14 protein-coding genes and 2 pseudogenes are annotated in these 24,087 nt (G+C 70.9%); 5 read left to right on the top strand and 11 right to left on the bottom strand.

All coding sequences use genetic code 11. From position 1 onward, the window contains the following. Window positions 1-249: 249 nt before the first annotated feature. The 4 genes from OG520_RS31700 to OG520_RS31685 all read right to left on the bottom strand — a co-directional run bounded on the left by OG520_RS31700 (window position 250) and on the right by OG520_RS31685 (window position 7,532). On the bottom strand, window positions 250-1,806 hold the full coding sequence (locus OG520_RS31700) for a trifunctional class I SAM-dependent methyltransferase/NUDIX hydrolase/VOC family protein (RefSeq protein WP_406015408.1): 1,557 nt from the start codon (window positions 1,804-1,806) through the stop codon (window positions 250-252). A 144-nt stretch (window positions 1,807-1,950) separates the two neighbouring features. Beyond that, window positions 1,951-2,844, bottom strand: a complete 894-nt coding sequence (locus OG520_RS31695; protein WP_406015407.1) for an esterase/lipase family protein — start codon at window positions 2,842-2,844, stop codon at window positions 1,951-1,953. Window positions 2,845-3,051: 207 nt separating this feature from the next. Beyond that, window positions 3,052-4,059 carry a DNA polymerase thumb domain-containing protein gene (locus OG520_RS31690; RefSeq protein WP_399330223.1) on the bottom strand — a complete coding sequence of 336 codons (1,008 nt, stop codon included), beginning with the start codon at window positions 4,057-4,059 and terminating at the stop codon, window positions 3,052-3,054. Next, window positions 4,056-7,532: a DNA polymerase III subunit alpha gene (locus OG520_RS31685; RefSeq protein ID WP_406015406.1), complete on the bottom strand. Its 3,477-nt coding sequence runs from the start codon at window positions 7,530-7,532 to the stop codon at window positions 4,056-4,058. Before OG520_RS31685 ends, OG520_RS31690 begins: the two co-directional genes overlap by 4 nt. 189 nt (window positions 7,533-7,721) lie before the next feature. On the opposite strand from OG520_RS31685, the gene OG520_RS31680 reads away from it, so the two are divergent. After that, window positions 7,722-8,759: a DUF3533 domain-containing protein gene (locus OG520_RS31680; RefSeq protein ID WP_399330227.1), complete on the top strand. Its 1,038-nt coding sequence runs from the start codon at window positions 7,722-7,724 to the stop codon at window positions 8,757-8,759. An 18-nt stretch (window positions 8,760-8,777) separates the two neighbouring features. On the opposite strand, the gene OG520_RS31675 is transcribed toward OG520_RS31680, so the two are convergent. Beyond that, window positions 8,778-9,872 carry a hypothetical protein gene (locus OG520_RS31675; RefSeq protein ID WP_406015405.1) on the bottom strand — a complete coding sequence of 365 codons (1,095 nt, stop codon included), beginning with the start codon at window positions 9,870-9,872 and terminating at the stop codon, window positions 8,778-8,780. A gap of 228 nt (window positions 9,873-10,100) precedes the next feature. On the opposite strand from OG520_RS31675, the pseudogene OG520_RS31670 reads away from it, so the two are divergent. Both OG520_RS31670 and OG520_RS31665 read left to right on the top strand, forming a co-directional pair. Next, window positions 10,101-11,454: pseudogene (locus tag OG520_RS31670) on the top strand (hypothetical protein). 51 nt (window positions 11,455-11,505) lie between these two features. Then, window positions 11,506-11,733, top strand: a pseudogene (locus OG520_RS31665) (AAA family ATPase); the annotation flags it as partial. 149 nt (window positions 11,734-11,882) lie between these two features. Here OG520_RS31665 and OG520_RS31660 read toward each other — a convergent pair. Beyond that, the gene (locus OG520_RS31660) at window positions 11,883-12,890 is read right to left on the bottom strand and encodes a LysR family transcriptional regulator (RefSeq protein ID WP_406015404.1); all 1,008 of its coding nucleotides are present in this window, start codon (window positions 12,888-12,890) and stop codon (window positions 11,883-11,885) included. Between the two features lie 218 nt (window positions 12,891-13,108). On the opposite strand from OG520_RS31660, the gene OG520_RS31655 reads away from it, so the two are divergent. Continuing rightward, window positions 13,109-13,882, top strand: a complete 774-nt coding sequence (locus OG520_RS31655) for a hypothetical protein (protein WP_406015403.1) — start codon at window positions 13,109-13,111, stop codon at window positions 13,880-13,882. A 158-nt stretch (window positions 13,883-14,040) separates the two neighbouring features. Further along, complete coding sequence (locus tag OG520_RS31650) at window positions 14,041-14,916, top strand: alpha/beta fold hydrolase (RefSeq protein ID WP_266421372.1); 876 nt, start codon at window positions 14,041-14,043, stop codon at window positions 14,914-14,916. Window positions 14,917-14,970: 54 nt separating this feature from the next. Here the strand turns inward: OG520_RS31650 and fxsT are convergent, their stop codons facing one another. The 5 genes from fxsT to OG520_RS31625 form a co-directional block, all read right to left on the bottom strand. Further along, window positions 14,971-18,909, bottom strand: a complete 3,939-nt coding sequence (gene fxsT / locus OG520_RS31645) for an FxSxx-COOH system tetratricopeptide repeat protein (RefSeq protein WP_406015402.1) — start codon at window positions 18,907-18,909, stop codon at window positions 14,971-14,973. Beyond that, a complete protein-coding gene (gene fsxC, locus OG520_RS31640; protein ID WP_399330293.1) occupies window positions 18,893-20,248 on the bottom strand; it encodes an FxsC protein in 1,356 nt (451 codons plus the stop codon). The genes fxsT and fsxC overlap by 17 nt, the downstream gene beginning before the upstream one ends. Before the next feature lie 210 nt (window positions 20,249-20,458). Continuing rightward, the gene (fxsBH, locus tag OG520_RS31635) at window positions 20,459-22,693 is read right to left on the bottom strand and encodes a radical SAM/SPASM protein FxsBH, inactivated beta-hydroxylase extension form (RefSeq protein ID WP_406015401.1); all 2,235 of its coding nucleotides are present in this window, start codon (window positions 22,691-22,693) and stop codon (window positions 20,459-20,461) included. A 30-nt stretch (window positions 22,694-22,723) separates the two neighbouring features. Next, the gene (locus OG520_RS31630; RefSeq protein WP_399330242.1) at window positions 22,724-22,891 is read right to left on the bottom strand and encodes an FXSXX-COOH protein; all 168 of its coding nucleotides are present in this window, start codon (window positions 22,889-22,891) and stop codon (window positions 22,724-22,726) included. Between the two features lie 293 nt (window positions 22,892-23,184). Further along, a complete protein-coding gene (locus OG520_RS31625; RefSeq protein ID WP_406015400.1) occupies window positions 23,185-23,901 on the bottom strand; it encodes a hypothetical protein in 717 nt (238 codons plus the stop codon). Between the last annotated feature and the right edge of the window lie 186 nt (window positions 23,902-24,087).

Here is a 24,087-nt window from a genome sequence, read left to right as displayed (position 1 = left end):
GCTCGCGGCGGGGAACGGCTGGGCGGAGCGGAACAGGATTCCGGGACGTATCCGGTTACGGTGGGAATCGGCCGTCAGGGCGGGGTCGCGGAAGTTCAGCAGGGGCACGGGGACCTCACGGGTGATGGGGCGGACGGTCTGGATGTCTCCGGCCGCACGACGTGCACAGCTGACGGGCGACGCGTCCGACCGGCCCGACCGGCCAACACGTCCGACGGGCCGGAGGGAACGGGGCCGCGCCGCCCGTGGTCAGTACGCCCGGTCCCGGCGCCACTCCCACACATCGGTGTACGGCGCCGGTTCCTCCGGCGCCGGGCGGGCCTGCCGGACTCCGGCGACCAGCTCCACCTCGTACCCCGCGGCGTCCTCCAGATAGGCGGCGATGTGCCCGTCGCCGCCCGCGTGCGGGTAGCGGTCCTCGAAGAGCGGCCGCCAGCCGTGCTCCGGGGCCCTTGCCACCAGGCCGTCGAGGGTGGCCCGGTCCCGGACGTGGAACGCGAGGTGGTTGAGCCCGGGGCGGTGCCGGTCGTGCGGCCCCGGAGTCAGATCGGGCGACTGCTCGACCACCACGTAGCTGTCGCCGCGCCGCCAGCTCCGCCCGTGTTCCCAGCGCTGGTACGGGGCATGGCCCAGCTCGCCGAGCAGCCAGCCCCACCCCCGCTCGGCCACCGCCAGATCGGGCACCCACAGCTCGATGTGATGCACCGCGCCGGTGCCGGCCCCGCCGGCCGGCAGCGGGACGGCGCGGCGGACGCCGTGCGGCTGGTACGCCACGGTGTCGCCGTCCTCGTGCCAGTGGATGAGGAAGTGTTCCCCCGCCCGGTAACCGTCCAGCCCCGCCCGGCAGTAGGCGACGATGTCGTCCGGGAGGGCGTCCAGCGGGAACCAGGCCAGCTCGGAGCACTTCTCCGGCTCACGGTTGTACGGCTCGCGGCCGGGGTCGTACTCCGCCTCGAAGAACCAGCCGGTCCTGGGCCTGCCGCCGGGACCGCGGTGCTGCATGACCAGGGCGACCCGCAGCTCGTCCGGGCCGAGTTCGACGCCGATCTCCTCGGCGGCCTCCCGGATCATCGCCTCGCGGACGTCCTCGCCGTCCTCGACATGTCCGGACGGGCCGTTGAACAGCCCGTCCGCGTACCCCGTACCGGCCCGGCGGGCGAGCAGGACCTCGGGTCCGCGGCGGAGGATCAGATGCACATCGACGACCTCGGTGTGCCGGTGCGGCGGTTGGGCGCGGGCCACCAGGGCGTAGCGCTCGTCCTCGACCCGCTTGCCCCACAGGTTCGGATCGTCGGAGAGCCGCTCGTGGTGGATGCGTTCGGTGAGTTCCGAGAGCAGTCCGGTCAGCCGCTCGGCGGAGAGACCGATGCCGCCCCAGACGCCTTCGACCAGGATCAGCCGGCCGCCCGGCCGCAGCAGGGTGAACCAGTGGCGCAGGGCCGCCGCCGGGTCGGGCAGCAGCCACACCACATGTCTGGCCATGATCACGTCGAACCGCTGATTGCCGACCGGCGGTCGGGCCGCGTCGCCGGTGAACACCGCGGTGCCCGTCCCGGCGAGCTTGGCCCGTGCCTGCTCCACCATGCGCGGGGAGCGGTCGACGGCGGTGACCCGGTGCCCCTGCCCGGCGACGAGCAGGGCCAGGCTCCCGGTGCCGCACCCCAGGTCGAGCACCTCGGAGCGCTCGCCGGGCAGCCAGCTCTCCAATCGCTGCGCCCAGGCGTGCCGGACCACCGGGTCGAGCAGCCCGTGGTCGGGTTCCTCGTCGAAGGAGTCGGCTGCGGAGTCCCAGTCGATCGTCGTCATGGGTAGATCGTGCCAGCCACCACCGACAGCCGTGCCGCTCCGTACGAGGGATCATCGGTACGAGGGATCATCGGTACGAGGGACCCGTCGGGTACGAGGGATCCCTCGGCCGGGATGCCCGGACCCCTCGTACCGCCGCTTCCCCTACCCGACGGCCGAGGCGCAGGTGGTGGGGGTGGCGTGCGCCGGGTCCAGGGCGTTCGCCACCTCGTGGTAGGCGATCCGGTCGACGGTGCCGATCGCCACGTGCTCGGAGAGGTCGACCGGGCACAGGTCCTGGAGCAGGACGTTGTGCACGTCCGGCCCGTCCAGGAACTGCGTGCGGTACGGGGTCACGACCTCGTCGTACCTGGTCGCGATGACGGTGTAGTGCACTCCGGGCACGGTGTCGGGGACCGAGTTGAGCTTGGTGATGAACGGGGAGCCCGCCACCTGGTCGGCGAGACCGGGTGTGTTGGCGTTCAGCAGGTCCACCGCTCCCGGGAAGTACGGCAGCAGCTTCGTCAGACCGAGCAGGGTGGTGCCGTGGTTGTCGGGGGCGAGCCCGATCATGGCGTTCACCTCGGCGGCCCCGCCGAGGAACTTCAGGTAGTAGTTCGGCATCATGCCGCCCTGGGAGTGGCCCACGAGGTCGGCCTTGCCGGCGCCGGTGGCGGCGAGCACCCTGTCGACGAACGCGGCGAGCTGTCCGGCCGACCTGTCGACCGGGCCGAGGCCGTTGAAGACCGGCACACCGGGCAGTTGCCCGTAGTCGAGCGAGTAGACGCAGTAGCCCCGGTCGACGAGATAGGGGGCGAGGACCAGCCAGTTGTCGATCGAGTTCCCGAAGGTTCCATGGACCAGGACGACGGGGCGGGGATGGGCTGCGGACGGCTTGCAGGAGTAGTCGTTCCAGCCACGGGAGGTGGCCATGGCGGCGGTGGGGGTGGCTGCAGCGGCAGCGGCCGTGGGGGTGGCGGCTGCGGCGACGGCGAGGAGCAGTGCGGCGAGGGTCCTCCGCGCACGTGGGGTACGCGGCGCACGTGTCCAGGGCAGCATCGTGTGGTCTCCTTGCGGCTCAAGGGAGTTGCGATGTCTGTACATCCTGCGGCCCGGACCACAAGTTCCGACTGCTGATTCTTCCGTGTTCCGGTGTCAAATTACGCGCGAGTAGGGTGGCGTGGGAAGTTACGCGTCGGTAAAAAGTGACGGCCCATCAATCGGGCGGGGCCAGAGGCGGGACCGGGGGCGTGGCCGGAAGCGCGGTCAGGCCGCGAGCCGCCCCGGCATCACGGCCCGTGGGCCGTACCTGGCCCGCAGCCGGTCCGCCACCGCCTCGATCCGGCGCGCCCGCTCGTCCACCGGGTCGAAGGACAGCTGGTGCGTGGCCCGCTCGCGGTCCGTCAGCCCCTCGGCGCGCAGCCCGATCCCCCGCACCCGGGCCCGTTGCAGGGCGAACGAGTCATGGATCCGGTACGCGAGGGCGGTGAGCGCCGCGGAGTGGGCGGTGGGCTCCCGGAGCGTACGGCTGCGGGTCAGCGTCGAGTATCCGGTGCGGTCGGCGTAGCGCACGGAGACCGCGAGGCCGCGGCAGACCTGCCCGTCCCCGCGCATCCTGGCCCCCAGCTCCTCGGTGAGCGACATGAGTGCGCGGCGCTGCCGTTCCCGGTCCAGCTCGTCGCGCGGGAAGGACCGTTCGGCGGCGATCGACCGGGGGGCGGCGCCCGGCACGACCGCCGTGCGGTCGATGCCGCGCGCCCGCTCCCACAGTTCGCGGCCGGTCCGTACGCCGGTGATCCGCTGGAGGGTGCCGAGCGGGGCCGCCGCGATCCGGCCGACGGAGTCGAGCCCGTACCCGCACAGGGTGCGGGCCGTTGCCGCCCCGACACCGTCCAGGGCCGCGGCCGGCCGGTCCGCGAGGAACTCCGCTCCCCCGCCCCCGGGCACCACGAAGGTCGTCCCGGGCGCGGCCTGCCGTGCCGCCGTCCGGGCCAGCATCGGGTTCTCCGCCGCCCCGATCGCGCAGTCCACGCCGTGCAGGGCGAGCGCGCGGATCCGGATCACCGAGGCCAGCCCCTTCACGTCCTGCCCGAAGTAGCGCAGCGCGCCGCGCACATCGGCGAGCGCTCCGTCGGGCGGAACCGCCTCGACCACCGGGGTGAACGCGCCGAGCAGGGCGAGCAGCCCCTCGTAACCGGCGCTGTCCGGGAGGCCGCCGCCGAGCTTGCGGAACCGCAGGTACAGGATTCCCGGCGCATCGGGTGCGGTGCTCATCCCGCGCTCCCCGGGCTCTGGTGCCACAGCTTCCTGCCGGTGGCGATGCCTTCACCGGGCGGCTGGAGGTCGGACCAGGGGTTCATCTCGTACCCCGTCGGCAGCTGGATGCGGCGGCCGCCGTCACCGTCACCGGACGGGGGTCCCTCGGACGGGGGTTCCGCCGCCAGCCGGTCCGCGACCGCGTCGAGTCCGCCGGTACGCCGCAGTTCGGCCAGTTCCGCCAGGTTCCAGGCGGCCGCGCCGACCACGCTCAGGCTCCGCGGTCCGCGTCGCTGCACCACTCCGCGCACCAGCAGCAGCCAGGAGTGGAAGACGGTGTGCGCGCAGGCGGCGTGGCTGTCGTCGAAGAAGGCCAGGTCGACCAGGCCCGTACCGTCGTCCAGGGTGGTGAAGACGACCCGGCGGCCGGAGCGGACCGGCGGGGTCTGGGTGGCCGCCTTGGCGCCCGCGACCAGCACGGTGTCCCCGTGCCGTGCCTCGCGCAGCCGCTTGGCGGAGACCGCGCCGAGCTCCTTCAGGAAGGCGTGGTGATCGTCCATCAGATGGCGGGAGACATCCATGCTCAGGACGCCCAGCTCGGCGCTGAGCCGTTCCGCTTCGTTGAGGTCGGGCAGGCCGATGGAGCCGGTCCGGTGCCCGCCGCCGAGGGGGAGCTGCGCGCCGGAGGCGCCGGAGCCCGTGCCCCGCTGGGCGCGGTGCAGTTCGGACAGGTGCAGCAGCAGATCGCGCCGGTTGGTGCCGAACGCGTCCAACGCGCCCACCCGGGCCAGCCGTTCGGCGGCCGGCCTGCCCGGCCTGGCCCGCTGCCAGAAGTCCAGCAGCGAAGTGTAGGGCTGCCCGGCCTCGATCCGGGCGACCTCGGCCTCGCTGATGCCATGGACGTCCGAGAGTGCGAGCCGCACCCCCCAGATGCCCTTCCCTCCCCCATCGTCAGACACCAGTTCGATTCGATGGGCGGCCGCCGACCGGTTCACGTCCAGCGCCAGCACCGGCACCCCGCGCCGCCGCGCGTCCGCGAGCAGCAGCCGCTTCGGGTACATCCCGGGGTCATGGGTGAGCAGCCCGGCGTAGAAGGCCGCCGGGTGGTGCGCCTTGAGCCACGCCGACTGGTACGTCGGCACGGCGAAGGCGACCGCGTGCGCCTTGCAGAAGCCGTAACTGCCGAACGCCTCGATGATCTCCCAGGTCCGGGCGATCACTTCGGCGCCGTACTTCCTCTCCGCCGCCCGCTGCGCGAACCACACCTTGATCCGGCCCTGCGAGTCGGGGTCGGAGAGCCCGCGCCGGACCCGGTCGGCCTCGTCCCGGCCGCAGCCGGTCATGATGTCGACCATCTCGATGATCTGCTCGTGGAAGACGACCACTCCGTACGTCTCGCGCAGCGGCCCTTCCAGATCGGGGTGCGGGTAGCGCACGGGGGCCCGGCCGTGCCGGGCCTCGATGAACGGCCGCACCATGTCGGCGGCGACCGGCCCGGGGCGGAACAGCGAGATGTCGACCACCAGATCGTGGAAACCGGCCGGCTGGAGCCTGCCGACCAGATCGCGCTGGCCCGGCGACTCGATCTGGAAGCAGCCCAGTGTCTCGGCGCTCCTGATCATCCGGTACGTCTCCGGGTCGTCCGGCGGCACGGCGTCCAGGTCCACGTCCTGCCCCGAGGCCCGCCCGATCTCCGTGACCGCGTGCGCCATCGCCGACTGCATCCGCACACCCAGCACATCGAGCTTGAGCAGCCCCAGGTCCTCCACGTCCTCCTTGTCGAACTGCACCATCGGGAAGCCGTCGCCGCTGGTGGGCACGGTGGGCGTACGGCGCAGCAGGGAGGCGTCCGAGAGGAGCACCCCGCACGGGTGCATGGCGATACCGCGCGGCAGTCCGTCCAGCGCCTCCACCAGCTCCCAGAGCCGCCCGTACCGGTCCTTCTCCCGTGCCACTTCACGCAGTTCGGGCAGTTCCTCCATGGCCGCACGGGCGTCGCGGGCCCGGATGTGCGGGAAGGCCTTGGCGAGCCGGTCGGTCTCGGCCGGGTCCATGGAGAGCGCGGCGCCCACGTCCCGGATGGCGTGGCGCACCCGGTAGGTCTCGGGCATGGCGACGGTCGCGACCCGTTCGGTGCCGAAGCGTCCGATGATCGCGCGGTAGACGTCGAGCCTGCGGGCGGATTCCACGTCGATGTCGATGTCGGGCAGCACGAAGCGGCGCCTGGAGAGGAAGCGCTCCATCAGCAGCCCGTGCTCGACCGGGTCGGCGTGCGCGATCCCGAGGAGATGGTTGACCAGGGAGCCCGCACCGGAGCCCCGGGCGGCGACCCGTACCTCCATCGCCCTTATGTCATCCACGACCTGAGCAACCGTCAGGAAGTAGGAGGCGAAACCGTGGTAGGCGATGATGTCCAGCTCCTGGTGCATCCGCTCCCAGTAGTCGCGCCTGCGGTCGTAGCCGCGCAGCACCATGCCGGCGGCGGCCCGGGAGGCCAGCACCCGCTGGGCGGTGCGCCGCCCGGCGCCGACGAGCTCCGGTTCGGGGAAGTGGACGGCGCCGAGGCCGAGGTCGCCCTCGGGGTCGACGACACAGGCGTCGGCGGTGCGCCGGGTCTCCGCGAGCAGCCGCTCCCCGGCGTCCCGGCCGAGACCGGCGGCCGAGGCGATCCGCCCGGCGGTCTCCGCCATCGCGCGGGCGTCCTTCAGCCAGCGCTCCTCGCTGTCGAGCGGGGCGCGGCGGGGGTCGACGGGGACCAGCCCGCGGGCCGCGTCGAGCACATCGGCGACCGGGCCCTGCCCGGCGTCGGCGTACCGGACGGCGTTGGTCAGCACGGCCCGCACTCCCTGCTCGGCGGCGAAGCCGACGGTACGGGCGGCGAGCCGCAGCGATCCGGGTCCGGTGCCTTCGCGCCCGTGGTGGACGGCTTCGAGGCGCAGGTCGTCGCCGTAGATCTCCCGCCAGCCGGCGAGCAGCGCGGCGGCCCGGTCCGGACGGCCGGCGGTCAGCGCCCTGCCGACGTCGGAGGCGGGGCCGAGCAGCACGGTGAGCCCTTCGGCGGGCAGCTCGGACCGGCCGACCAGGGGCCGTCCGGCGCCGTCGGGCGCGGGGGCGTGGGCGGCGGTGACGAGGCGGCACAGTTCCGCCCAGCCCCGGGCTCCGTCCCGGGCGAGGAAGGTGGCCCGGGGCGCGGATTCATCGACGAAGGCGCCACCGCGGACCGGGGTCCGCAGCCGATGCGTACGCCCGCCGTCCCTCGTATGCTCCGCCGCCGCGGGACCCACCGCGAGCTCCACCCCGAAGAGCGGCCGCACCCCGGCACTCTCGCAGGCCTTGGCGAAGCGGACCGCGCCCGCGAGCGTGTCGCGATCGGTCAGTGCCAGAGCGTCCATCCCCCGCTGGGCGGCGCGCTCCGCCAGCCGCTCCGGATGCGAGGCCCCGTACCTCAGGGAGAACCCGGAAACGGTACGCAGATGCGTGAACCCGGGCACCTGCACCTCCTGAACGATCCGTACTCACCACCCCCTCGTTCTCCACCATAGACCAAGTTTCGAACATTCGTACGATATCCGGAGTGCGGAACGGTCCCCCGGCCCCGACCGGTGATCGGCAAGGGTTCCGGTCAGCCATTCGGCCCAGCCCCGACTGCACGAACGGCCGACGCCCCGGAACGTGGGGGCATGACTTTCGCTGACGAGGTGAAGAACGCCGTCACTCCACGGGCCGCACTGCTCGTCATCGGTGTGCTCGGACTGCAGCTGCTGTTCATCGCGTCCTACGTCGGGGCGTTGCACAGACCGAAGCCGACGGACGTACCCTTCGGCGTCGTCGCGCCCCGGCAGATTTCCGCACAGCTCCTCACCGAGCTGAAGAATCTCCCCGGCGGCCCGCTGGACCCCCGCGCGGTCACCGACGCGGCCACCGCCCGCGAGCAGATCCTCGATCGCAGGATCGACGGCGCCCTGGTCGTCAGCCCCCAGGGCACGACCGACACCGTGCTGGTCGCCTCCGGCGGCGGCACCTCGCTGGCCACCACCCTGACGAAGATCATCACGGAGGTCGACCGGACCCGGCAGCGCACCGTACGGTCCGTGGACCTGGCCCCGGCCTCCAACCAGGACTTCAACGGGATCTCGTCGTTCTACCTGGTCGTGGGCTGGTGCGTCGGCGGCTACCTCTGCGCCTCGATCCTGGCGATCAGCGCGGGCTCCAAGCCCGCCAACCGTCAGCGCGCGGTGATCCGGACCGGCGTCATGGCGCTGTACTCGATCGTGGGCGGAATCGGCGGCGCGATCATCATCGGCCCGATCCTCGGTGCCCTGCCCGGAAGCTTCTGGGGCCTGTCGGGCCTGGGCGCACTGACCGTCTTCGCGGTCGGCATGATCACCCTCGCACTCCAGGCCCTCACCGGCATCGTCGGCATCGGCCTGGCCGTCCTGATCGTGGTGATCGCGGGCAACCCGAGCGCCGGCGGCGCCTACCCGCTGCCGATGATCCCGGACTTCTGGCGGGCCATCGGTCCCGCCCTGCCGCCCGGGGCGGGTACCTGGGTCGCGCGCTCGATCGCCTACTTCAAGGGCAACGCGGTCACCGGCCCCCTGCTGGTGCTGTCCGCGTGGGCGGTGGTGGGCACGGCCGTCACACTCCTGGTCGCCATGCGCCGTACACCGGAGGAACTCACCGGCGAGCGGCCACCGTTCGGCTCGAATCCCGCCTGACCAGGCCTCCCGGGCGCGTCATTTCAGGTGCTGAGCCAGCTTCTCCAGCCGGCCCGCGAGCGAATCCCCCTGGGCCGCGACCTTCGTGGCCTTGCCGGACCAGAAGTCCGGGCTCGTCAGCCGCCCGTACCGCACAGCCCACGCCGCCGCCTCGCGGTCCAGCCGCTCGGCCTTCATCCGTATGTCGGCCTCCGCCGGTGCCGCCAGCGCGTTCAGCTCCTCCACCAGGCGCTGGACCTTCCGCACGAGCGGGCTGGTACGCGGGCCGGCCCGCCGATCGGGAGCGTCCGCCGAAGAGCCGCGCCGGGGAGCAACGGACGCTTGAGCAGGGGCCGTACCGTCCCGCGGGGGCTGCGGCACCGGCCGGTCCACCGCAGGCCCCGGAGCCGTCCCCGCAACGGGGCGGCGGCTCGTACGCCTCCACCTCTCCACGCCGGGAACCCGCAGGCCCTCGGGCGTCATCGCGCAGGCGTCGAGCGGCACCCAGTCGGTGCTGCTCCGCGCCCCCTCCGCCCTGATCCGGATACGCCGCTCCACCCCCTCCGTCCCGAAACGGAAGCGGAGTACGTGGCCGAACGTCCCGTACATCTCCGCCATGGTCTCCGGGTGGGCGGAACCCGGCCCGAAAACCCAGTCCAGGCTTGCCGCGTCGCGCTCCAACTCCTCGTGCGCGGAACGCCATTCGGGGTGCGTCAGCCTCCGGAACTGGAAGCGCACCCGCTGCCGGCTGTCACGGACCCGGAAGTCGACGGCGTCACCCGGACCCGTACCCAGATCACGCAGCACCGCCCGCGCGTCGACACCGCTCCCGCGGGCCCAGCGGGCGAGGTCCTGCTTGATGAAGAGGTGGTCCGCACTGTTCGCGCCATTGGCCTTGCGCCGGCAGGACGTATTCGGTGCGTGGGCGAAGTGGCAGACCTTGTCCACGTAGAGCCGGTCGGACAACTTGTTGCCGCAGCCACCGAGCTGGGTGCCGCACCAGTAGCTGTACGTCGGATGCCGCCGACGCAGACGCCGGAGCTCGTCGGCCTCTTGCGGCAGAACGATGCCCAGGCCCGATGCGGCGCTCCCGATGACCGCGGTCTGCACCAGCCGACGATCCGATTCGGCCATGGCGCCCCTCCCCGAATAGTTCACACAATCCGCTCTTTCCTGCACATGCATTGAAGCATGCACGCAGGTCACGATAAAGATCGATTCGATCCGACGTCCGCTGTCGGAGCCCGAGGCGTTCCCGGCGGAAAGACCTGGCCGATCGGGAGATGAGGAGCTACTCTGCCCCGCGATGACAACTCACTCCGATATCAGATCGGGGGACCCGTCCGCGCAAGGTGAGTGCTGATGCTCACTCAGGCCGCGAACAGGGATTCCCGCCTTTCCTTCTGGCTGCGCGTGCGGGAGTTCGCCGTGCCGCCCATGATCGAGACCGCGACCGCCCGTCGGCATGCCGGCGACTGGGCAGGAGCGTGCGCCGCCGCAGGCCTCGATGTCGATCTCAACCCACGGTCCGTGGCACGCACCCACGGCCGGGAACTCGCGTCCCGGATCCGGGACGATCTGCGCCATCTGGCTCCTGATCTGTTGCGCTGGCACCTGCCGAGGATCGCTCCTCGCGGGCTGCTGCGTCCGGGCCTGACGATCGCTCTGGCCCGGTACGACACCGAGGGGCCCGACGGCGTGCGCCCGGTGCACCTGGTGGGGGACCGCCGCCCGCCGCCATCCGCACCACCGTCCGAACCCTCGGTTCCGCCTCGACCTGCACCGCCATCTGTGGGACGCGCGCAGGGCCGACGAGCTGCGGATCCGGTCCGGGGCCGCCGGGCCGCCCGCCGGCCCGCCACCCTCCGACGGCCGTCCCGCACTGCCGCCGGATGTGCTGGGGATGGTGCCGCCCGCGCGCCGCTGCGCCGTCGACCGGTGGGCGGACGAGGCGGGGATCCTGCTCCGGGCCGAGGGGCGGGCCGCCGATACCGTCGCCGTGCGGTTCGGGGCCCGGCACCGGCTGCTCCTGGACCTCGTCGCGGACGGGAACGGGAACGGCTGGGGGCCGTCCGCGCTACGGATCGCGTCCGCGGTCACGGCCACGGACGGTGGCGCCTCCGCGCTGCCGGTCCTGCCCGACGCGGCGACCTGGGTGCTGCCCGACCTCGATCTGATCCGTACCGGTTCGATCGAGGCCGGCCGGCTGCATCCGCTGGTCGTCGCGGCTCTGGCACCGGATCATTCGCCGGCCGGTCCGGCACGGCCTCCGGACCTGGCGGGACAGCCGCGCCTCGTGGAATGCCGGGGCGCCCGGCACCGGATCGGCCTGGTCGACGGGGTGCTGGCCCCACTGGACCACGACCCTGCCGAGATCCGCCGGGAGGAACTGCTGGTCGCACTGACCGGCACCCCGCTTCCCTGCCTCCAGGCCATCGACGAGGCGCACCGCCGTCCGGACTGTCTCACCGGCGTACGCGAACGCCTCGACCACGGCGACATCGCCGGTGCGCTGGCCGTCGTCGAGGGTCTGCTGGGCCCCGGCGCACTGCTGCGCAGCGGCGAGCTGCGGGACGAGCTGGAGGCGGCCGCGCGGCGGCGGATCACCTACGGGCTGTTCCGGGCGGGTCTGGCCGAAGGACCCGACCGCCTCCACCCGTACCGCCGCCGCCCCGGTCACCGCCGCTCGCACCCGCGCCACGCGGTCCGCCGCTGACCCGGTCCCCCGACCCTTTCACGCTCACCACGAACCCAAAGGTGATCAGTCATGCCTGTACGCGCCCCTTTCGTCATGCCCGAAGCGCCCTCCGACCGGGACCGTACCTCCCAGCTCGACATCGCCGGCGAGCTCACGGCCCTGCTGCGCTCCACCACCACCGAACCCCGCCCCGACATGCAGTTGGAGGCGCTGACGCTGGCCGTGGCCGCCGATCTGCCGGTACTCCTGTGGGGCGAGCCCGGCATCGGCAAGACCGCCGCCCTCACCCAGCTCGCCGCCTGTACGGGTCCGGTACGGGTGCCGTACGGGACCCGAAGACCGCGGGTGCCGGACCGGGGCTGCGGGTCGGTCAGGGCGAGTGGGCGGCGTTCGTGGGCCTCGCGCTCGGTTGGCGGACACGCCCTCGCCCTCGCAGGGCAATACGTCTACGGCCTGCCCGGCGTGCGACGAGAAGGCGTAGGCGGAGGTACCTCGGTGGGATCGTGCAGCGTACGGACGATGATGTCGCCCCTCGTGTGTCCGGCGACGGTCGCCGCCTCGGCGTGGTCACGGGCCGCCTGCTGCAAGGCGTCGGCCACCACCCGGGCGGCCGCGACGGTGCCGCCGTGGCCGGTGCGGTAGAGCGTCCGCGTGATCTGGCTGCCGGTGACGGGCAGCGTCGTCACCGTCACCTGCTCCAACTGGGCCGCGAAATGCGCCGGCAGGACCGCGGCCCCGAGCTGCCCGGCCAGCAGCGTCTGGACGGCGATCATGTGGTCGGCCAGGTGCTCGACCGACGGCACGACCCCGTGGACGCCCGCGAACCGGGCGAAGGCACGGCCACGAGCGGAGTGCGCGGGGGCGCTGATCCACGGACGGCCGGAGAGTCCGGCGGCGGCGGTCGGCACGTCCCAGGTGGCCGGGACGACCACGCGGTAGTAGTCCTCGCTCAGCACCTGCGCCCGCACCGAGGGCGGCAGCGGCAGCGCGGTGTCCCGGTCGTCGGTGAGGACCAGGACGTCCAGCTCGCCCAGCCGCAGCTGCCGCAGGCCGTCCTGCAGCCCGGCCTCCACGAACCTCGGTTCGACCCGCGGATGCGACCTGGCCAGCAGCCGCAGCGCCCGGACCGCGATCCGGGCAAGCACCCACGACGTGGCCCCGACCGCCACCGGCCCCTGGACGGCCTGCTGGTTCACGGAGCCCAACTGCTGTGCCGCGGCGGCGAGCTCCTGACTGATGCGGTCCCCGGTGGCGGCGAGCATCCGGCCGGCCGCGGTGAGTTCCAGCCGTGGGCCCGAACGGTCGACCAGTGGCAGGCCCACTTCTCGTTCCAGGCTTGCCAGTTGCTGCGAAACCGCCGACCGCGTATGGCCGAGCACGCGTGCCGCCGGAGCGAGGCCGCCGCTCCGCGCTATCGCGCTCAGGACCAGCAGGCGCCTGGGGTCGAGGTCCATGCGCGCCGCCCTCCTCCGTGTCAGGGGATGTGCCACGGACTGTACCGACGCACCGCCAGTCCCGCTGTCGAGGGGGGTTAAGCACTGCTGTGCAACGGGGCTGCCTCGCGGCCGTACAGCTGCGAGACTCACCGATATCCCGAGGGCTTCGGCCGGCATCCGCCCTGGCACAGGCATGCCCGAAGCCCGGTCATGTCCCGTTCACAAGGAGGCCGCACATGGCCAGTTCCGTTCCGAAGCGCGTTCGAGTGTCGTCCGCCCCGCGTCCCGGTCGGCCCACTGTCGCGCTGGCCGTGGTCTGCGCCCTGCTGGGACTGCCCCTGGTGTCGGCCTGCGGCCCTTCCGCCGACTCGTCCAACGGCCCTGCCGCCCCCACTGCCCGGAGCGGGCCCTCCGACGGCGGCACCCACGGGAACAGCGGGGACAACGGGAACAACGGGAACAGCGGGAACAGCGGGAACAACAGCAGCTCGTGGGCGCTCAGTGCCCCGCAGGTCGCGGCCGGCTATCCGCAGGGTCAGCCACCGGCGGACATGGTGCGGAGGTTCAACGACGACACCCGGAAGAACGCCGCGCGTCTCGACGTGTCCGGCACACCGGTACGCGCCTACTACGACGACCGGGCGGACGGCGCATGGATCTTCTACACGGGGGTCACCGGCAGCGGCTTCCAGCCCGACCACCTGCACGACATCCTCAACCAGCTCCCGGCGGTCCACGACGACGGCGCCGGCGACCGGACCACCACCAGCGCCATCGACGCCAAGCCAGGCCCGCACGGCGGCCGGGCGATCTGCAACACCGTCCTCCTCCAGACCGACATGCTCGCCACAGCGGTCTCCACCTGCTCCTGGTTCACTCCGACCACCGCGGCCGGCGTCACCCTCATCACCAAGGCCGACGGCACCAGCACCAAACTCGGCTTCACCGCCGCCGATGTCGCCCCGATCATGCGGGCGATCCGCGCCGAGGTCGAGATCCCGCGACAGTAGCGCCGTCGGCCGGCACCGGACGGAACGACGAGCACGCCCCCGAACACCCTTTGCGGTTTCCCAACGCACCGTCCCGGTAAGGGCTCTGATGAGCCATCATCGAATCGGATGGGAAAAGACGGGCACGCGGTGCCCGCACCTTACGGAGGAGGCGCCAAGTGCGTAGTCGGGTGCGCGCGGACGACGGGCGGCATCTGGTGGTGGAGCGTCTCGGGGATCCCCGTGGCAGACCGGTCTTCCTGCTGCACGGGATGCCCGGCAGCAGGCTCGGTCCGGCTCCGCGCGGCATGGTCCTCTACCAGCGCAAGACCCAGCTGATCACCTACGACCGGCCGGGCTACGGCGAATCCGACCGGCTGCCGGGCCGCTGCGTCGCCGATGCCGTCCAGGACGTACGGGCCATCGCGGACCACCTCGGTCTCGATCGGTTCGCCGTGGTGGGCCGGTCCGGTGGCGCCCCGCACGCCCTGGCCTGCGCGGCGCTGATGCCCGAGCGGGTGACCCGTACCGCCGCGCTGGTCGGGCTGGCCCCGTGGGGGGCCGACGGTCTCGACTGGTTCGACGGGATGGCCGCCTCCAACGTGCTGGCGTACTCCACCGCGGCGGCCGATCCGGACGGGCTCGCGGAGTCGTTCATCTCACGGTCCGCGGTGATCAGGAAGAACCCGGTCCGGCTCATCGACGATCTGCGCCAGGAGCTGACCGAATCCGACCGGCTGGTGGTCAACGACGCCGGGGTCCGCACCATGCTGCTGCGCAACTACCGTGAGGGGCTGCGCACTTCCGCCTGGGGCTGGATCGACGACGCGCTCGCGTTCAGCAATCCGTGGGGGTTCGACCCTGCGGACATCACGGGTCCGGTGATGCTGTGGCACGGTGAGAAGGACGTGTTCTCGCCGGTGGGCCACTCCCGCTGGCTGGCCGAACGCATCCCGAACTCCACCGTCGTGGTGGAACCGGCGGCAGCGCACTTCGACGCCCTCCACGCGCTGCCCAGGATCCTGAACTGGCTGCTGGACCCGCCCGCCCGCTGAGCGGCGGGCGGGCGGGTCGGGGAGCGTCCGGCGGCGGCCGGACGCTCCCGGGGCTCATACCGCCATCGGTTCCAGTTCACGCTCGAACCGGCGCTCGTCCCGGGCGATCCGGCTCATCGGATGGTCCTCGCCGAGCTGCCTGGACAGCTCCTCGGTCGTTTCCGCCCGGAGCCGCATCGCCTCGTCCTTGCGCCCCATCGCGTCGAGGGTGACCGCCATGTTCGACTTCATGGCCAGCGTCTCCGGGTGGTGGGCCCCGAGGACGCGCCTGAGCTGTCCAGCCACCTTCCGTTCGGTTTCCAGCACGATGTCGAGATTGCCCGTCTCAGCCGTCGCGTTGGCCAGGTTCATCACACAGAACAGGGTGTTGGGATGCTCCGGCCCGTACACCTCACGCATCGAAGCGACCACCCGGGTCAGTACCCGCTCCGACTCCTCCACCTCGCCGGTCCCCAACTGGTAGACACCTAGGTTGTTCAGGGCGGCCAGGGTGTACGGGTGCTTTTCCCCCGGCACCTTCATGTATTGGTCGACGACCTCCTGCGCGGTGTTCCTGGCCTCGGTGGTCTCGCCCGCCGCGTACAGGTCCGCCGCCATGTTGAGGTCACAGGCCAGCGACTCCGGGTTGGCGGCTGTGTACTTGGCCCGGTACCTGGCACGGGTGGCCACCGTGAGCCTGCGGGCGTCCTCCAGCCTGCCCGCCCGGCGCAGCGACACCGCGAGGCTCTTCGCCGCGCTCAGCGTGCCCGGGAAGGCCCGGCCGAGCGTTGCCTTGTAGCTGTCGTACGTGCGGCTGAGGATGCCGACCGCGTCCTCGTACCGCCCGACGTCACGCAGGTCGCGGGCCAGGTTCATGGCTGAGGAGAGGCTGTACGGGTGCTCCGCGCCGAGCACCTCGACCCGCTTGTCGAAGACGTCCTGGTCGATCTCCCTGGCCTTGGCGTACTGCCCGATGGACCGCAGGGTGAACGCCAAGTTGTTGGCCGCCGCCAGGGTCCTCGGGTGCGAATCGTGGAAGATCTGGTTGAACCCGTCGGTCGCCTCCGTCGCCAGCTCGATCGCCCTGGTGTACTCACCCAGCGTGCCGAGGTCGGTCGCCAGGCTGCTGGTGCTCATGTACGTGTGCGGGTGCTCCGGTCCCAGGACCTCCTGCTGCATCGTCAGGGTGATCTCGTCGAGCTCCCTCGCCTCCACATAACGGCCGCGCGAACGGTAGACGTTGGCGAGGTGGAAACAGAGGTAGAGGTACTGGATGTCCCGCTCCCCCAGCGTCTCCTTCCAGAGGACACGCAGCTCCTCGCCGAGAGCGGCGGCGGTCCTGAAGTCACCTCGCTTCCAGAGATAACGAACCCGGTCGATCAGCAGCCTGCGGGCCTCGGGCTCCTTGCAGTTGCGGGCATCGGACGGGCCGAGGTGCGGCCAGATCGTGGCGAACTGCGTCCAGCTCGCAGGGTTGTCGATCGGCTCGTTCTCGTCGTCGGGCCGGGCGCCCGCCAGGATGCGGTGGACGGCGTGCCGGGCGTCCCGCTGCTCCTCCTCGCTGAGCTGCGCCCGGATGACGGCCTGGACGAGCCGGTGCACCTGGATGGAGTTGGAGACCTGGTCGACCTTGGCGAGGGCGAACCGGCCGATCTCCCGGATGACCCGGCCCAGCACCAGCTTCTCCTGGAGCGAGGCGTCGTACGGCTTCAGCGCGTCGATCATCTCCTTGCTGTACAGGAGGTTCCCGGAGATCGGCTCGGGGGCGAAGAAGGCGCAGAGCTGGAGCAGCCGCACCGCGGCGGGCGAGCGCTCCTTCAGCCGTTGGATGGAGATGTTCCAGGTCGCGGCGACCGGCTCCGGGTAACCGGCCGGCTGGTTGAGCGCCAGGACCTCCGGGGCCTGCCGGGCCAGTTGTTCCAGATAGGTGTCGATCGGAGTGGCGGTCTCCGCGATCCAGGCCGCCGCCTGTTCGACGGCCAGCGGCAGGTCACCGACCGCGGTGGCCACCTGGGCTGCGTCCTCGTCGCTCAGCCCCGGGGCCCGGCGCTGAAGGTGTTCGATGGACTCCTCGCGCAGGAAGACGTCGACGGGCAGGGCGTCGCCGTGCTGGGACCAGGCCTGGTTCCGCGAGGTGACCAGGATGTGGCCGGAACCGCCCTGCGGGAAGTAGCGCCGGAGCCGTTCGGGGTCGTCGGCGTTGTCGAAGACCAGCAGCCAGCGGTCCGAGGGCACACCGCGCCGCAGCAGGTCCACGGCCTCCTGGGAGGCCGCCGCCATGTCGTCGCCGCCCTGGGCGCCCAGCCGGACCGCGAGCTCGGCGAGCGCGGCCACCACGTCGTCGGCCTGCTCGGACGATATCCACCAGACCAGGTCGTAGTCGGCCATGAAGCGGTGCACGTACTCCAGGGCGACCTGGGTCTTGCCGACGCCGCCGAGTCCGTACAGGGTCTGCGGCTGCGGCAGCACGACGGCCATGCCGCCGCCGAGCTGGTCGCGCATCCGTTCCAGGACCAGGGAGCGGCCGGTGAAACCGGGGTTGCGCGGCGGAGCGTTCCAGATCCTGGGGACGGTGCCCGGGAAGCGCGGTCCCGGCGACACGGCGTCGGTGAGCTGTACGGGCCGGTCCAGGGCGCGCAGCAGGGCGGCGGTGGCGTGCACCTCGTCGAGCCGGAAGAGGTCGACGGGGTTGCGGTCGATGTAGGGCGCGGACAGCCGTACGTCACCGACCCTGAGCGGCAGCAGATGACGTCGGCCGCCGCCGGGGTCCTCCGCGACGGCCCGGTCCCAGAGGTTCACCGCGCGCTGCGACTTGAGGTAGGCGCTGGAGAGCAGCACCACGGTGCGGGTCGCGTTCTCGGTGGTGATCTCCGTCGGCTCGGCGGTCTCCCGCTCGGCGGACACATCGCGCGGTACGACACGGAAACCGGCCCGGGTGAGCACGGATTCGATCCAGTCGGCCCACATCCGGTTCTCCGCCACATAGCTGAGGAAGAGATCGGCCGGCAGCGCGGGCCTGCGCCTGGTGAACGCGTCACGGATGCGCAGCCGTACCTCTTCGCCGACCGGTGGCATCGAGGTGATCTGCTGGTCGGTGATGACGGAGGTGAGCCGTTCGAAGGCGGAGAGCAGGGAGTTGGTGAGGCCCGCCTCGTCGCCGAAGGTCGCGAGGGTCTCCTCGTAGGCGTAGTAGGGGCGGTACGGAATCTCCACCGCGCCCCAGTAGGTGGTGAGTTCGTCCCCGGACAGGTCGCGCGGCAGCCGGTCGAACTTCAGCCGGGCCAGCGCCCGTCCGGCATCCGCCTTCTCCTTCTCGCCCTCGTCGATGCGCATCGGGACGGGGAAGATGGAGATGGGGCGGCCGGTGTAGCGCTCGGAGATCTGCCGGGCGACGGAGGCGGCGCCGTCGATGGACTGGTCGCTGAGCGTGAAGCAGTCGACGAGGACGTCGGGGAGGTGGACGGTGCAGATGTCGGCGATGTCGCTGAGGCCGGTCCGGCTGTCGATGAGGACGTAGTCGTAGTTGGCCTTCATGTCGTCGCGCAGGGCGTCGAAGAAGTGGCCGCCGCCGAGCCGGTCGTAGAAGTTGTCCCAGTCGAAGGTGGAGACGGTCGCGGAGTATTCGCGGTTCTGCCGCCCGGCGGAGACGAAGTCCAGCGTGCCGCCCTGCGGGAACTCCCAGCCGAGTGCCTCGGGAGTGAGGGAGACGGCGTGCGGCTGGATACGCGCGTAGTCGCGGTGCCAGTCGTCGGCGCGCTGGACGGGGCTGGTCGCGGCCCACGCGTACTCGGTGATCAGATCGATGACGCCGGTGGTTGCACCGAGTGTCGAGGGGTCGAGGAACGGGTGGAAGAACCGGTGGAGCCCCGGCGCCTCCAGGTCCCAGTCGACGGCCAGTACCCGTTTTCCGTTGGCGGCGAGTATCCAGGCGGTGTTGGCCAGGGCCATGGTTCGCCCGGTGCCGCCCTTGTACGAGTAGAAGGTGACGATGCGCCCGTCACGACTGGCCGTCATCCGTGTCCTCCGCATCCGTCGCAGGGTCGTGTGTCTCGGGGGTGTCGTTCATCTGCGCCATCGGCCCCATCAACCGTGTCCGTTCGGTGTGTCCGCCGCCGGTGGCGGGCGGGTAGACCGCGGCATGTCTCAAGTACTGCTGGGCCGCCACTTCGACCACCTGCGGCAGGATCCGCCCGAAGGCGTCCATGCTGGGTACGCCTCTGGCTGCGACGCGGCAGTAGGCCCGCCCCTGACGCATCTTGGCCGGCATTGTCTGTTCGAGTTTCTCAGTCAACTCGGCCTCGAAGGCCCTGCTTTCGGAGTCCTCGCGGTTCCACGGGACGACCATCGTCACCCAGGGACGATTCTCGGCGTCGAAGGCGGCAAGCCGCCTTCGACGCTCCTCGTCCTGCAGGGCCCAGCGGTCGACGAGCAGGATCTCCGGTCTGCTGGGAGGCTGTTTACCCTCCGGGTGCCCGGACTCCTCGTCGAAGGAGGAGACGGTGACCTGGTAGTTGAGGGAGCGCACCAGGTCCTGGGCGACGTAGGCCAGGGGGCGGGCGGCGGCCGGGTGGTAGGGGTTCCAGTCCTGCGGATTGTCGCCGTAGTAGTCGGCGTTGCGCCCCTCGGGCAGATCGTGCCGTGTGGGGGCGGCGATGGTCACCTGCATGGGACGGGGTCCGCCCACTCCGCTGTTCGGCGGGCCGAAGGCGCTGGGAGCCAGCCGGTAGTCGACGGGGCGGCCGGTGCCGAGCCTTATGGTGTCGGCGACTGTGACGATGCGCTTGGCGAGTTCGTACACCGCGCGCTCGTACTCTTCCTCGAAGAGCTTGAGTTTGATCAGCCCGTAGAGACCGTCACTGACATAACGGTCGCCGAAGTCACGGTGGTTGAACTGTAATCGCTCGGCTGGTCCCGGGAGCTGGCTCGGTGGTACGGGTACCCAGAGCGCCGGGACGATCGCCTCGGCGCTCTGGTTGGAACGGGCCCGGTGATGGATGGCGCGCTGGGCGAAGGCGTACCACTCCTTGCCGCACATCTCGCTCGCGAAGTAACGCGGCGAAAACAGCGGAACAAACACCCGGCAGGTGGCGAGCGCCTCACCGAGCCGTTCCGACCAGCCTTCGCCGGAGCGTATCTCTCGGTCGATGAACCCCGCGGGCGCACCCGCGGGGAGATCGGTCAGGGCCATCACATGGCCGCAGAGATCCTGGAAGAGCCGCTCGACCCACATGTCGGGGTCCGTTCCACCGCCGTACCCCGGTGTATGCGCATAACTCAAGAAAAAGTACGGCCGATGGTCCGCCGCTCGCTGCTGCGTCGTTGCGTGCACACGACCCCCGTCCTGTGTGAGCACCCGCACCCGAGGAGTGATGGTGAATGCGAGCGAATTCATCATTCCGGAGCGGACGTTGCTCCACCCCCATGGCGTTCGGTCATTCAACGCCATTTTTCAGTCATACGTTCCCAGGTTCCGTCGATCATTCCTTGATCGAATCGGGTCCGCGTCTGCTCCTCCCGGTTGTCCTGTGCGTACGGACAGCCCGGCCGACCCGGAATGTGATCCTCAGATCTCTTTTCGCATCCGGTCCAGCAACCGTTTCCCGTCGATGGTCAGTTCGGCGGCACCTTCCAGAGTATCGAGGGCCTGCGGTACGCCCTCCAGGTAGCGCAGGTCGAAAGCCCCCAACGCCATCCGTTCATAGGTGTCGGCCAGCAACCGGGAAAACGGAACTGGTTGTTCCTGCCAGGGAATCCGATGTTCCCAGGAGCCGTCCGCCGCGTAAAGATCCGTGACATCCCGAAGCGCCCGCAATTCGGCCCGCCGGAAACCGCGCAGCAGGGCGAACGCCAGTTCCTCGGAACTTCCGTCCGGGGCGATCCCCAGCGCGCCGTATCCGTGCCGCCCCACGGCGGGCTCCGCCGGGGCCAGGCCGGTCAGCGGGGTGAGGGTGGTGAGACGGCCGGCCATCTCCTCGGTGCGCCCGGGAGCCTTCATCCCGATGAGCGTCCATGCCTCGCCGATCCTGGCCGCCAGGCCGGCCGCGGCCCGCTCGTCGAGCGCTCCCGCGGCGGGCAGGGCGAAGCAGTCGCGGTACGGGTCGAGGTCGTCGAGCACGAAGCCGGCTGCCGAACCGGGTGTCGGGATCCGGCGCAGCGGCCGCCAGCCGGGACCGGCCACCTCCGGCCGTACGATGCGGCGCTCGGCCGCGTCGCCGCCTTCCCGCCGGACGAGGAAGCCGTCCTCGGTGGCACGCAGGAGCGCCGTGCCGTCCTCCCCCTCGTCCGCGATCCGCAGCTCACCGAGACCGGGGAGGAAGATCCGGCCACCCGAGAAGGGCATCCGCACCAACAGATCCAGGCCGGTCCGCGCGACGGCGACCGCGAGGTACGCCGACATCCGGCGCGTCACCTGCATGGCCCCGGGCCGCTCGTGGACCAGTTCCATCGCGTCCAGCAGCCAGGTGCGCGTGTACGGGTGCGCCAGCACCTCGTTCAGGCCGCGGGCCCCCTGCTCGGACGCCTCGATGCCGGCGGCCAGCTCCCAGGCGGCCTCCCACTGCTTGCCGCCGTGCTGTCCGATGTCGACGTTGAGCAGGGCGAGCAGGGTGCGGGTGAGGTCTTGTTGGGCGGCGACCAGTTCGACGGGCTCGGTCACCGCAGGAGCGACGAGGTCCGCCGCCGTACGCGCCTCGATGCCGCGCACCAGTGCGGCCAGATCGGCGCAGTACACGGACGGGTTGTCGAATGCGTCGGACGGTCCCGTGGAGCTGTACCGGTGCGTGTACAGGCCGCCTCCGCACGAACGGACGACGGGGCATTCCCGGCAGGTCTCGCTGACGCCGGCCAGCCCGAGCTGGCGGGCCCGCACCCCGGGGTGGGCCGCGACCTCGTCGAAGGCATGGGTGAAGACATCGAATCCGGTGGCCGCCGCGCCTTCGTAGGCGCTCTTGAGCGAGTCGACCTGCTCCAGCTGGCCGTCGGTCTCGACAACGACGAGGTCCGTGGGGGCGAGCCCCAGGGACTCCGTGAGGCTGGGGCCGCCGCTCAGCGTGGACAGCACCGAGGAGAACAACCGCACCGGCACCGGGCGTCCCCGCTCCTGCCAGTGGTCGAAGACCGCGAGAAGCCAATCGGCGTAGGCGGTGGGGGAATCGTCCGGACGGGGCGGCGGATCGTCCCAGGTGGCATGCGGGAGCAGGAAGTCGATGAGTGGCGGGTCGAGCTCGGCGAGCGCATCGAGAACCGCGCGCGGGTCGTTCGCGATGTCGACGGTGCACAGGAGCCCGAGGTAGAGATGGCGGTATCGATCCTGCCGGAGCAGCTCGACGGCCTTGAGGACCAAGGCGTGGCTGCTGCGCCCGTCGGCGTAGCGGCGGTGTCGGTCGTTGGCGACCCGGTCACCGTCGAGGGAGATGCCGACCCTGACGCCGAACTCGTCGAAGAGGTCGAGATAACGCGGACTGAGCTGGACTCCGTTGGTGTGGATACGGAGGTCGAGCTCCGCGACGCCCTCGAAGGCGGAGGTGAGCTCCTCGCAGACGCGCCGCAGCCGGGCGGGGCCCGCCAGTAGGGGCTCCCCTCCGTGCAGGATCACTGACACGGAGGGCAACGCATGCGTTGTGGCATGCTCGGCCAGGCGCTGAGCTGTCCGGAAGATGACGTCGTCAGAGATTGCTTTAGGGCGGGTACGCCAGCTCTGATCTGCATGTTCGTAGACGTAGCAATGATCACAGGCAAGATCGCACCTGCTGTGCACTTTGAGCACAATTTCACGGAATGGGACCAGGGGTCCTGTCATTCCCTCAGTCTAGCCAGCATGCAACGCGAATCAGAGCGCGGAACTGAAGGTCGACGCCAGGCTGTGGCGATCGGTCGAGGCAGAAAATACCCGGCCAAGCTTCCTGGTGGCTTCTGCGGTGCGGGTGTCGATCTTGGAGAGCGGCACCGAGTCCTTCTTCGCAACAGCGAAGGGGCGAGGGGATTCAGAGATCTTCACGGCCGTCCTTGAGGGGAGTTTTCCGGATCAGGGAGAAAAGCAGCCAGTTTCTGTATGAACACAGTGCCCGGCGGCACGACTTTACCTCCCTATCCCGGCTGACGCACCGCAGTGATCCTTTCTTCACCCTGATGCAGTACAGGACTTACTCTTCCTGCTCGAACAGGCCTCATCACGCCACGCAAGTCGGGGGAAACCCGAGGGAAACACAGGTGGGGCAGGTCATCGGGGGCGAACCCGGGCCCGCCCGCGCCGCCCCGCGGCAGCACGGGCGGCTCACGTCCCGGCAGGCGTCAGTCGGCCACCGGAGCGGCCTTGTCGGTCCATATGCCCTTCAGGCAGTCCATGGTCCGCTCATGGGTGTCGCCCACGACATCCGTAACCCTCACACGGACATAGAGCGACTGGACCTGCTGGGCAAAGGATTCGGAGAACGCACCCACCAGCACCGTGTCATGACCTCCCACGGCTCCCATCAGAGGGAATCCGGCACCGAACGCGATGAGCCGGAAGTCCTCCCCGACGACGAATCCGGCCCCGGTCAACTCGGCCACGGTGTCCGGCACGCTGCTCCACCACGCGTCGGCGGAGTCGTCCGCACCCTGCATGACCACCCTGATGTCCCATGATTCGATCACGGCCATGTGCTGGCCGCCGTTGAGTATTCCGACGCGCCACGCAGGCGCCCGAGCGGTCAGCAGTCCCTTCGCCCAGGCAGCCCGCCAGCCCAGGTACGGCCTGACCGTGCGGGCGTACTGCGCGCGTGCCAGTACGGCCCCCAGCGAGACCGCCAGCAGACTTCCCAGCACCTGCCCATCGATCAGCTGCAGACGCCACGGCCACTCGGCCTGCGCCTCGGTCGACACGTTGACCCGGACCGCTTCCCAGACGAGCAGTGCGGTCAGCAGGCCGAGGAGCACGAGCGGCGCGGTGAACAGCAGAGGACTTCGGCGGACCCGACGCTGAGCGTCGGACAGCGGATCCACGTTCTCGCCGTATCCGTCACTCATCCCTGATCCTCCGTCAGTCGGTCGCGAGAGACACGTACTGGACATCAACACGCCCCGGCACAAGGTCTGTTGGACCACATTGCCACAGCGTCCCGGATTGCACGAGGGGACCTTACCGGGGACCGAAAAGCACCACTGACGCCCCAGGTCCATTGCCGCGCCCGACGGTGCACCTCTACGCTCGTG

This window comes from Streptomyces sp. NBC_00984 (assembly GCF_045162475.1).
GTDB lineage: Bacteria > Actinomycetota > Actinomycetes > Streptomycetales > Streptomycetaceae > Streptomyces.
The sequence above is the reverse complement of the archived record's forward strand: the minus strand, read 5'-3'. Positions and strand labels throughout refer to the sequence as shown.

Excerpts from the sequence above, each read along its gene's own strand:
- OG520_RS31690 (WP_399330223.1), bottom strand. The coding sequence starts at position 4,059 with ATGAGCACCGCACCCGATGCGCCGGGAATCCTGTACCTGCGGTTCCGC.
- OG520_RS31695 (WP_406015407.1), bottom strand. The coding sequence starts at position 2,844 with ATGCTGCCCTGGACACGTGCGCCGCGTACCCCACGTGCGCGGAGGACC.
- fxsT (WP_406015402.1), bottom strand. The coding sequence starts at position 18,909 with ATGACGGCCAGTCGTGACGGGCGCATCGTCACCTTCTACTCGTACAAG.
- OG520_RS31680 (WP_399330227.1), top strand. The coding sequence starts at position 7,722 with ATGACTTTCGCTGACGAGGTGAAGAACGCCGTCACTCCACGGGCCGCA.
- OG520_RS31625 (WP_406015400.1), bottom strand. The coding sequence starts at position 23,901 with ATGAGTGACGGATACGGCGAGAACGTGGATCCGCTGTCCGACGCTCAG.
- fxsBH (WP_406015401.1), bottom strand. The coding sequence starts at position 22,693 with ATGACAGGACCCCTGGTCCCATTCCGTGAAATTGTGCTCAAAGTGCAC.
- OG520_RS31660 (WP_406015404.1), bottom strand. The coding sequence starts at position 12,890 with ATGGACCTCGACCCCAGGCGCCTGCTGGTCCTGAGCGCGATAGCGCGG.
- OG520_RS31675 (WP_406015405.1), bottom strand. The coding sequence starts at position 9,872 with ATGGCCGAATCGGATCGTCGGCTGGTGCAGACCGCGGTCATCGGGAGC.
- OG520_RS31700 (WP_406015408.1), bottom strand. The coding sequence starts at position 1,806 with ATGACGACGATCGACTGGGACTCCGCAGCCGACTCCTTCGACGAGGAA.
- OG520_RS31655 (WP_406015403.1), top strand. The coding sequence starts at position 13,109 with ATGGCCAGTTCCGTTCCGAAGCGCGTTCGAGTGTCGTCCGCCCCGCGT.